The 8,474-nt window shown below is 61.6% G+C and carries 7 protein-coding genes and 1 pseudogene; 7 read left to right on the top strand and 1 reads right to left on the bottom strand.

Annotated elements, in window-relative coordinates:
• From DDT93_RS26835 to DDT93_RS24805, 7 genes and pseudogenes are all read left to right on the top strand, one after another.
• Positions 1–531 (top strand): annotated as a pseudogene (locus tag DDT93_RS26835) (hypothetical protein); the annotation flags it as partial.
• Positions 532–543: 12 nt separating this feature from the next.
• The gene (locus tag DDT93_RS24835; protein ID WP_109468612.1) at positions 544–870 is read left to right on the top strand and encodes a hypothetical protein; all 327 of its coding nucleotides are present in this window, start codon (positions 544–546) and stop codon (positions 868–870) included.
• Positions 867–1,286: a DUF4376 domain-containing protein gene (locus DDT93_RS24830; RefSeq protein WP_109468611.1), complete on the top strand. Its 420-nt coding sequence runs from the start codon at positions 867–869 to the stop codon at positions 1,284–1,286. The genes DDT93_RS24835 and DDT93_RS24830 overlap by 4 nt, the downstream gene beginning before the upstream one ends.
• The gene (locus DDT93_RS24825) at positions 1,286–1,540 is read left to right on the top strand and encodes a holin (protein WP_109468610.1); all 255 of its coding nucleotides are present in this window, start codon (positions 1,286–1,288) and stop codon (positions 1,538–1,540) included. The genes DDT93_RS24830 and DDT93_RS24825 overlap by 1 nt, the downstream gene beginning before the upstream one ends.
• 67 nt (positions 1,541–1,607) lie before the next feature.
• Positions 1,608–2,354 carry a lysozyme gene (locus DDT93_RS24820; protein ID WP_198654965.1) on the top strand — a complete coding sequence of 249 codons (747 nt, stop codon included), beginning with the start codon at positions 1,608–1,610 and terminating at the stop codon, positions 2,352–2,354.
• A gap of 1,982 nt (positions 2,355–4,336) precedes the next feature.
• On the top strand, positions 4,337–4,504 hold the full coding sequence (locus DDT93_RS26620) for a hypothetical protein (RefSeq protein WP_157960287.1): 168 nt from the start codon (positions 4,337–4,339) through the stop codon (positions 4,502–4,504).
• 833 nt (positions 4,505–5,337) lie between these two features.
• Positions 5,338–6,873 carry an arylsulfatase gene (locus DDT93_RS24805; protein WP_109468607.1) on the top strand — a complete coding sequence of 512 codons (1,536 nt, stop codon included), beginning with the start codon at positions 5,338–5,340 and terminating at the stop codon, positions 6,871–6,873.
• 511 nt (positions 6,874–7,384) lie between these two features.
• Here the strand turns inward: DDT93_RS24805 and DDT93_RS24800 are convergent.
• Positions 7,385–8,341, bottom strand: coding sequence for a helix-turn-helix domain-containing protein (locus tag DDT93_RS24800; protein ID WP_157960286.1), 957 nt, complete (start codon positions 8,339–8,341; stop codon positions 7,385–7,387).
• Positions 8,342–8,474 lie beyond the last annotated feature (133 nt).

Here is an 8,474-nt window from a genome sequence, read left to right as displayed (position 1 = left end):
TACCGCGACGAGTTCCTCGCCTTCGCCGCCTTCCTCGAAGCCAACAGCACGGTGGTCGGCGGGACGCTGAACGACACCACCATCGGGCTCACCACGCCGGCGGCCGGGAAGTTCACCACGGTGCTGGCCTCGACCTGGGCGGGAACGGCGGTCAACGGGGGCGCGGGCGCGATCATCGAGCGCGGCACCAATGCGAATGGCGACTACGTCCGCTTTGCCGATGGAACTCAGCTCTGCTGGCAGCGCCTGAACCTGGGCTCCATCCTGTCGGCAGGTGCCGGCACCTTCGCCGACCCCTATCGAAGCGCGCCAATCGGCTGGACGTTCCCGGCGGTCTTCATTGCCAACCCGGTGGTCAGCGGCATCGCCGAGACCACCAACTCCGCCGATCATACCGGACGCGCCAACTACGTGCGCTGCGGAGCTCCTGGCACCACCTCCGTGACGGCGGTCCAGGCGTTCCGGGGTTCGGCAAGCAATATCGATATGACCATTGATGCGAACCTAACGGCCATCGGCCGCTGGTTCTAAGGAGGATCTGCCTTGCACATCTCGTTCACCCCGATGCGCCACGACGCGGAGCTTGCTCTCTCCGTCGCCGGCGATGCGCTCACGATCAACGGCGAGGTCTTCGACTTCTCCGGCCTGGCCGAAGGCGCGACCTTGCCGAACTCGGCCGTGGCCTGCGCCTGGCTCGCCTCGGACGTGGAGCGCATCGCCGGCGCGCTGCACCTCACGCTGATCCTGCCGCATGGGGCAGAAGCCCCGGAAGAAACCCGCTTCCCGGCGCCGCTCTTGATCACCGGAGACGGGCCGGTGGCCCTGCCGCCCCACAGCAATCCCAGCCCGGAGCCGGAGTCTGACGCATGAGCAACATCGACTTTACGCAGGTGATCACGGCCGAGGCCAAGGCGGCGACGGGACGCGCCGCGCTCCTCGCCGAGCTCGCCGCGATCCGCTGGGCGCGCGAGACCGGCGGGATCACCCTCGGCGACGGCACCGAGCTGCCGACCGACGAGCGCACGGTGGCCAAGCTCACGGCGGCCGTCACCAGCCTGCAGGACGGCATGGTAAGCGCGCCGGTCGCCTGGAAGTTCGCCAATGGCTGGCAGGACCTGGCGCAGGCGCAGGTCGAGGCCTGCGCGGCGGCCGTCGCCCGGCACGTGCAGGCCTGCTTCAATGCCGAGCGCGCGGTCTGCAACCAGGTCGCGGCGATGGAGGACCTCGGCGGCTTCGACGTGGTCGCGGCCTTCGAGGCGGCGTTTGCGGCGCAGGAGGGTGCCTGATGGCGGTCCTCGAGCACCTGGAACAGACGGTGGGCCCAAAGGCGCTCGGCGCGGTCTCAAGCGCCGGCGTCTACGGCGGCTCGGCGGTCTCGCTTCTCGCCTGGCTCGGCTCGCAGAGTGCCGTCGCGATCGTCGGCATCGTGGTGAGTATCGGCGGTCTGATCCTCAGCTGGTGGCACAAGCGTGCGATGCAGCGGATCGCCCGCGACCGCCTGGCGCTTGATCGCGCCCGGTTCGAGGCGGACCTCGACTGAGCTGATCCTCAATTCCCCGCAACCAACGCCCCGCCTTGTGCGGGGCGTCTTCGTTTGGAGACCTGACATGACCCTACTTGCAAACTGGAAAGTCATCCTCGGCGGCGCCTGGTCTGTCCGCCTGATGCTGCTGGCGGCGGCGATCTCGGCCTTCGCGGCCTTCCTCGGCCTCGTCTCGGCCGAGCAGCTCGGCTGGAACCCGGTCTGGTTCGCCGCGGCCTCTGCGATCATCAATCTCCTCGCCATTCCAGCGCGGCTGGTGGTGCAGGGCGGGCTCGCCCGGGCGCAGAGCTTCCTCGAGGATGAGAGCGGCGCCGTGAGCCGGCGCACGGTGGCAAGCCTCACCGGGGCCGGACTGGTCGCGGTGCTGGCCCTGGCGGTGCCTGAGATCCAGCGCTCGGAGGGGCGCAGCCTCGTGGCCTACCAGGACATCGTCGGCGTCTGGACCATCTGTGACGGGGAGACCCTCGAGGTCGGCCCCGGCGACGTGGCTTCGTCGGCCGAGTGTGATCGCAAGCTGGAGGCGCGCGTGCGCGCCTTTGCAGCCGGGATCGCGACCTGTCTGCCCGAACGGCTGCCCGTGGCCATGCAGGCGGCGTTCGTCTCGGCAAGCTACAACATCGGCGTCGGGGCCTTCTGCGGCTCCAGTATGGCACGCCGGGCCGCCGTCGGAGATCTTCGCGGTGCCTGTGACGCTTTGCGGCTCTGGAACAAGGCGCGGGTCGGGGCAGGGGGCAGCCTTCAGCCCGTCCGTGGCCTCACCCTGCGCCGCGAACGCGAACGCGCCCTGTGCCTCTCCGGGCTGCCAGGTTGATGCGCCTTGTCGCCGTCGCGTTGCTCCTGGCGCTCCCAGGGTGCGGCAAACTTCCGGTCCGCCTCGGGGCGGGCCCTAACCTGGCCGCCAACGTCCAGGCCGGGGCGGAGAACGTGCAAGGGGTGCACCGCGACAGCCGTCAGATCGCGAGCCGCGTCAGCGGGCCCGTGCGCCAGGAGAGTGCAGCACGGCAGGTGCGGGCCGAGCGGATCGAGAGGGTGGTAACCAACGAGGCACCGCCTTGGCTCGTGCTGGCACTCGTGATCGCAGTTGTGCTCGACAGTCCGGTCAGGTGGCCGGGGCAGCTGGTAAGGTTGGCAGTGACCCGCCCCCAACCTCTAGACTTGGGATCGACATGGTTGAGGGCGAGGCGCCGGCAACGTGCCGGAACTGGTGCGTCACCTGTCGGCTCAGGCGACGGGCGTCGATCTGATCAGTAACAGGTCACGGCAAATATGTTCCTGCGCAATAGTTAAGCATCAAATCGGTCTGCCGGGTGTCTGGAACAACAAACGTCTCAATCAGACAGAACTTGCGCCACGAAACCTTGATTCTTAGTTTCGCAGCAACTTCAAAAGTTAAGAATGCGTAAAAGCCTTGTGGTTTGCCATCTTGGAATGTAACGACTCGTTGTTCTGTTCGCGGGAGTTGAAAAGTCGACTGTGAAACTTGAGTATCTGTAGCAGTTAGTTCATTTCAGGAGAGAAGGCCCCCGGACTAGCACATTTTGGGATGACGGCAATCCGGGGGCCTTGCGACAGTTAGTTCCAGAAAATGTGAATATGAAAGGAGTTATTCTAGAAAAGCTGCGTGAATGGAAAACGGTTCACGCCTTAGTCAACGTGGAACTTCATACCTGGAACGCCTCTCGCGATCCTGAAAGATACCAATTTGCTAGGTCCTGTCCATTTCGATTCCTAGAACTCTAAACACGTTCAGCTTCGTGAGCTAAAAGTTGCTGGTCTTACGGACTCTTTTTAGCCAGCGCGCAGTTCAGCGCTGGCCTGGCCAACCGTAAGAGCGTTACCTCCAGGGCGCTTCCATAGCGGCAGAAAGTTGCTCCATCGCGTGAGGTGCCGGAACTTTCCTTGTTCGTTCTCGATGACCCGCCTACGATCAAGAGGCCTGAGACTCCCCCGAGGATCAGGCAAATGGGTCCCCTATCCGATCGACCCTGGAACTGCCGTCCGGCGATCAACCCTGCAAGCACGAGAACCGGGCGGCTTTTTCCCTCGATTGAAGCACGATACAAGTATCTCAAGCTGCTAACTTGGTTTGGAGCTAGAGGCCTTCCTCGGCAGAAGTTCGCTGCTTTGTAGACTCCATTCCTGTGACTCTTGTTCAAGGTCTGAAGGGTTATAGGCTGCTCGTGTCTGGCTCCTCCCGCGAGGGCCAGTCCATGTGGGAACCATTGCGGGCAGCCCACTGAGCTGCCTCCCGGACACCATGTTCCCTGTATTTACCATGTTCGGGTGGCAGTTTCTCTCTTGCAATGAAACTATGATCCTATTGGCCCCTTTACATCAATGCGCTAAGTCTTGTGTGTGACCATTGCCACATTTGCCGTCGAAGTGATCGAAGGGACAACGTGGAACGACGTCAAATCCCCGAAGTTTAGCAAGGAGGCATTCCATGGTGCGCGACGTAATGAGCGAAGGCCCGATGCCTTGGAGGCGACGACTGGTTGTCGCAAAAAGCGGGCCGCGTTCTTCGGCCCCCGAGCGTACCTTTGGCCCACGTAGTGAAACCGACCGACCATTCGTAACTGGAGCGAGGGTCGAAACCATGCGCCGTGACTTCGAAATCATACAGCAGAGGGTGAACAAGGCAGGTATCTAGAAAACTAGGGGTTCCTCGCGGTTGATGCAATTCCGAAGCAGATCGAGTGTATGACGAAGTTGAGATAGAGCGCTGTGAAGGGGGCAGCGATGCCACCCAGTCATCTAGGGGTCGGAACTCGCGTCCAGGGTAGGCTCTTTCCGATGAGCCAGCCCGAGATTGGCAAGATCGTCGCGGGCCCAAAGTTCCGGAACAACGATGTGATCTTCAAAGTGGAAGTGGAGGGCTGGGTGAACTGGTACCCGGCCGATCGCATCCATCCTGTCGCCAACCTCTTGTGTGCTGAGATGCCGCGTAAGTGGGTGGCGTGATCTCACCGGCGGGCAAGCTTGATCGAAAGTAGTAGCCGTGCGAGGAAAGGCGCGCACAATACGGGAGCCCATAATCACGGGGGGCAGCTATGCGGCTATACTTGATCTGCATGCTTCTGGGGCTAGGTCTGGCCCTGGCGTACGTGTTGCTACGGCACACGATGATTTATGCCTTCTGAGAGCCCCAGTTGAACGGCATCTAGGGCTCGGCAGTCTTCCACGCCACACGAGACCAAACTGGAGGCGCCATATGCGGAGCCCTAATGTCAAGTTCCGGATCGGCATCTGCGCCGTCACACTTGGAACCATACTACTAATTTTCGAGCGCTACGCTTTCGGCACCGATTATCTGGCCGGTGCAACAACTCCCCACACCTTGCTTTTTCCCATTGGGCTTTCGCTGATAATCGGGGGCTACATAGTGCTCCTCTGGTCATACTTCGGCGATGACTGACGCCGAACCGGATGATCGGAGTTGCATAAGTGGCCATATGCAAATCCGAACCGGAGGTCGCAAGAACGCAAGATTACCCGAGACTGGCATGTCTTCCCATACGAAAGTCCGCGATGCCGACGCCCAGGCAAGGCGCAGCGGAGGTCGGTAGGAGACCAATACGGTCATTTGATAGCACTGGCTATCTCGTCGCAGGCATTTTTGCCAATGCCGTAACGATGTGCCCGGCCGCTGCGCTTTACGTCTGACATAGGGAACGAGAGTCGCGGCCAGACCCAGACGGGGTACACGCAGTCTCAAAAGATTGTCTTGAAACGTCAGGAAAGTGTGAGAGCATAAACATACTAAACTTTCGGTTGCTTTATTCGAGGATTCTCAAATGACTAGGCTTTTCTTGGGGGCCATTGCCTCGCTCGCGTGTTTGGCACCCCCGCTGCTCGCACAAGATGCCGCACGTCCGAACATCCTGGTAATCTGGGGCGACGACGTCGGGATGTGGAACATTTCCGCCTATCACCGTGGCATGATGTGCTGCGAGACGCCGAACATCGACAGGATCGCCGACGAAGGCATGCTGTTCATGGATCACTACGCGCAGGCCTCCTGCACCGCCGGTCGCGCGGCCTTCATCACGGGCCAGTATCCGCTGCGCGTGGGGCTTTCGACCGTGGGCCTGCCCGGTGCGCCGCAGGGGCTTTCCACCGAGGACCCGACCCTTGCCGAGATGCTGAAACCGCTGGGCTATCGCACGGGGCAGTTCGGCAAGAACCACCTCGGCGATCGGGACGAGCATCTGCCGACCAATCACGGCTTCGACGAGTTCTTTGGGATCGTCTACCACCTGAACGCCGGTGAATACATCGAACAGCCCGACTACCCCGCCCCGGCCTTCGAAGATGCGGGCCTCGCGCAGCGTGGCATCATCCACAGCTTTGCGACTGCGGACGGCGGGCAGGAGATCGAGGATCTCGGTCCCTTCGGTCAGGAGGTTCAGAAGCACCTCGACCAGGACGTGCTGGAGCAGAGCAAGCGCTTTATCACCGACGCCGTCGAGGCGGGTGAACCCTTCTTCGTCTGGCACAACACGACCCGGATGCACTATCGCACGAACCTTGACGATCACTACAACGGCATCACCGGAACCGGCAGCATCTATGCCGACGGCATGGTGGAGATGGACGACGACGTCGGAGAACTGCTCGATCTGCTCGACTCGCTGGGCGTTGCGGACAACACGATGGTGATGTTCTCGACCGACAACGGCGCGGCCTCCAATTCCTGGCCGGATGGCGGCAACCAGCCGTTCCGGGGAGAGAAGGGCGTTGGCGGCTACGAGGGTGGCTTCAAGGTGCCGATGATGGCGAAGTGGCCCGGGCTGATTGCTGCGGGATCGACCACCGGCGAACTGATGTCGATGGAGGACTGGATCCCGACGATCATGTCCCAGCTTGGCGAGCCCGAGCTGAAGCAGCAGTTGCTGGAAGGCGCGGAGATCGGAGGGAAATCCTACAAGGTGCACCTCGACGGGTACGACCAGACCCCGATCCTCACGCAGTCTGGCCCCTCGAACCGCCAGGAGTTCTTCTTCTTCACCGAGACGACCTTTCATGGGCTGCGCTTTGGCGAATGGAAGTTCCTGTTCACCCATCAGGACCGCTGGTTCAACGGAGAGCAGTACGCGATGACCTCGCCGCTGATCACGCGGCTTGACCTCGATCCCTTCGAGCGTTTCCACGAGGCGCGCGGCTTTGACGAATGGCAGGAGAACCGGTCCTGGGCGATCGGGCCGGCGCTCGCGCTGGTGAATCAGTTCGTCGCCTCGTTCGAACAGTTCCCGCCGCGGATCGCCAGCTTCTCTGCATCGGTGGAGGACATGTCCAAGCAGATCATGCAGGCGGCGCCGCCGCCGCAGTGAGGTGAATCGCTGGACAGGACCACGGCACCCGGGCTGAATGCCCGGGTGTTTTACTCTCCATCAACGCACTTACCACGCGCGGGGCAGCACGTGCCGCCTTAGTATCCATCGGTTGTCTGGTCATTCGACTGCGGCGCTTTGCCCCCAGAAGCATATGATCGAGAGAACGAGCAAGTTAGTTGGACCTTGGAAGCGTGTTGCCAAGCAGATTGAAGCGGGTCACCGTTCTTCGATAAATACACTGCCAGATGTAGGTGACGGGTCGTGGGACACCTATCTCGTAACCAATTGATTTGTATAACGCCTGAGAACTTCTTTTGTGGGACACCAATTTTCTGAAAAGACTTGCTAAGAGTCCTGTCCAAGTGTCTGTCTACCCGCTCCAATCTCTTCCGCACGTCCTTCCTGAACCGAACTGGCTGAGTTCCCGGCGACTGAGATATTTGCAGGATCGAAGTTCATTGAGCGACAGCGAGGCAGACTTTGGCCTTCGGCATGATCAGCCAGACCATCATCCGCCAAGCGTCTGGCTGGGCAGTTCTCCGTAGATGCTGCGGTAGAGGCCGCTGAACCGCCCCAGTTCGGTGAAGCCGTTGGCCATTGCCGCAGCCTTGACCGCGCCCGTCGATCCATCGCTGGCGAGCAGGAGTTCTCTGGCCTTTGCCAGTCGTTGCAGTCGGAAGAAACGAACGGGCGAGGTGCCCGTCACGCGCTGGAAGGCCCAGGTTAGTGTGGGTGCGCTGACGCGCGCGGCCGCGCAGAGGTCGGCAAGCAGGATGGGGCGCTTCGGGATCGTCTCGACAAAGTCGCAGGTAAGGCGAACCAGGGCATAAGGCGTGCGGCAGGCCCCGGCATCCCTCGTATGATGGCGCGAGGCCGAGGCGAGATGGAATGCCAGCAGGTGCGCCAGTCGTGTCCCGAAGGCATCCGAGGCGTCGCCACCGCTCATCCCTGTTTCGGGATGTGCCCTTAGCATCTCAGTCAGGGACCGGATGAAGGCGCTTTTCGCTGCGGGATCAATCTGCACGTTTCCGGGCGCGATATCGGCATCCTCGGGGTCCCTACCGATCAGGGCGCAGTAGTATCCGACAAAGAGGTCTCGCGGCACGCCCCCGGACAGGGAGTTGCGGTCGGGCGTGTAGATCAGCGTTTCGTCGAGGTCGATGTTCAGGAACACGGAGCTTTCGCTGCCCTGAACGCCATTCACGAACCACTCACGCTCGTTGCCGAGCGGAACCGTGAAGCAGGCGGCCTGCTTCGGCAGGGGTGTCCGAATGAGGGCTTCATGGGGGAAATGCACCATCTGGAGCGCGGTGGTCTCCGACCGCTTCCCCATGTAGCGCCCGCGTGTCGCGCCCTGTTCCAGCTGAATGATTTCCACCTGCTGACGGGACCTGTCGCGGTCGCGGTCCAACAGTGGTTGATCGAACTCGATTAATCCTTCGGGCATGGCAATCGCTCGTCGCACTTAAATTTCTGCATATAGAAACCGGCTAGGCAAAGCCCTTTCAGATGCTAACCTCCGGGACGGAAACGCGCGACTTATTATTTTGGGTCAGACCTCTGACCCGGAATTTCTGAAACAACGCTTTGGGCTTGGG

The sequence above is a fragment of the Albibacillus kandeliae genome, from assembly GCF_003116585.1.
GTDB lineage: Bacteria > Pseudomonadota > Alphaproteobacteria > Rhodobacterales > Rhodobacteraceae > Albibacillus > Albibacillus kandeliae.
Note: the sequence above shows the minus strand (reverse complement) of the source record. Positions and strands in the feature narration are given on the sequence as shown.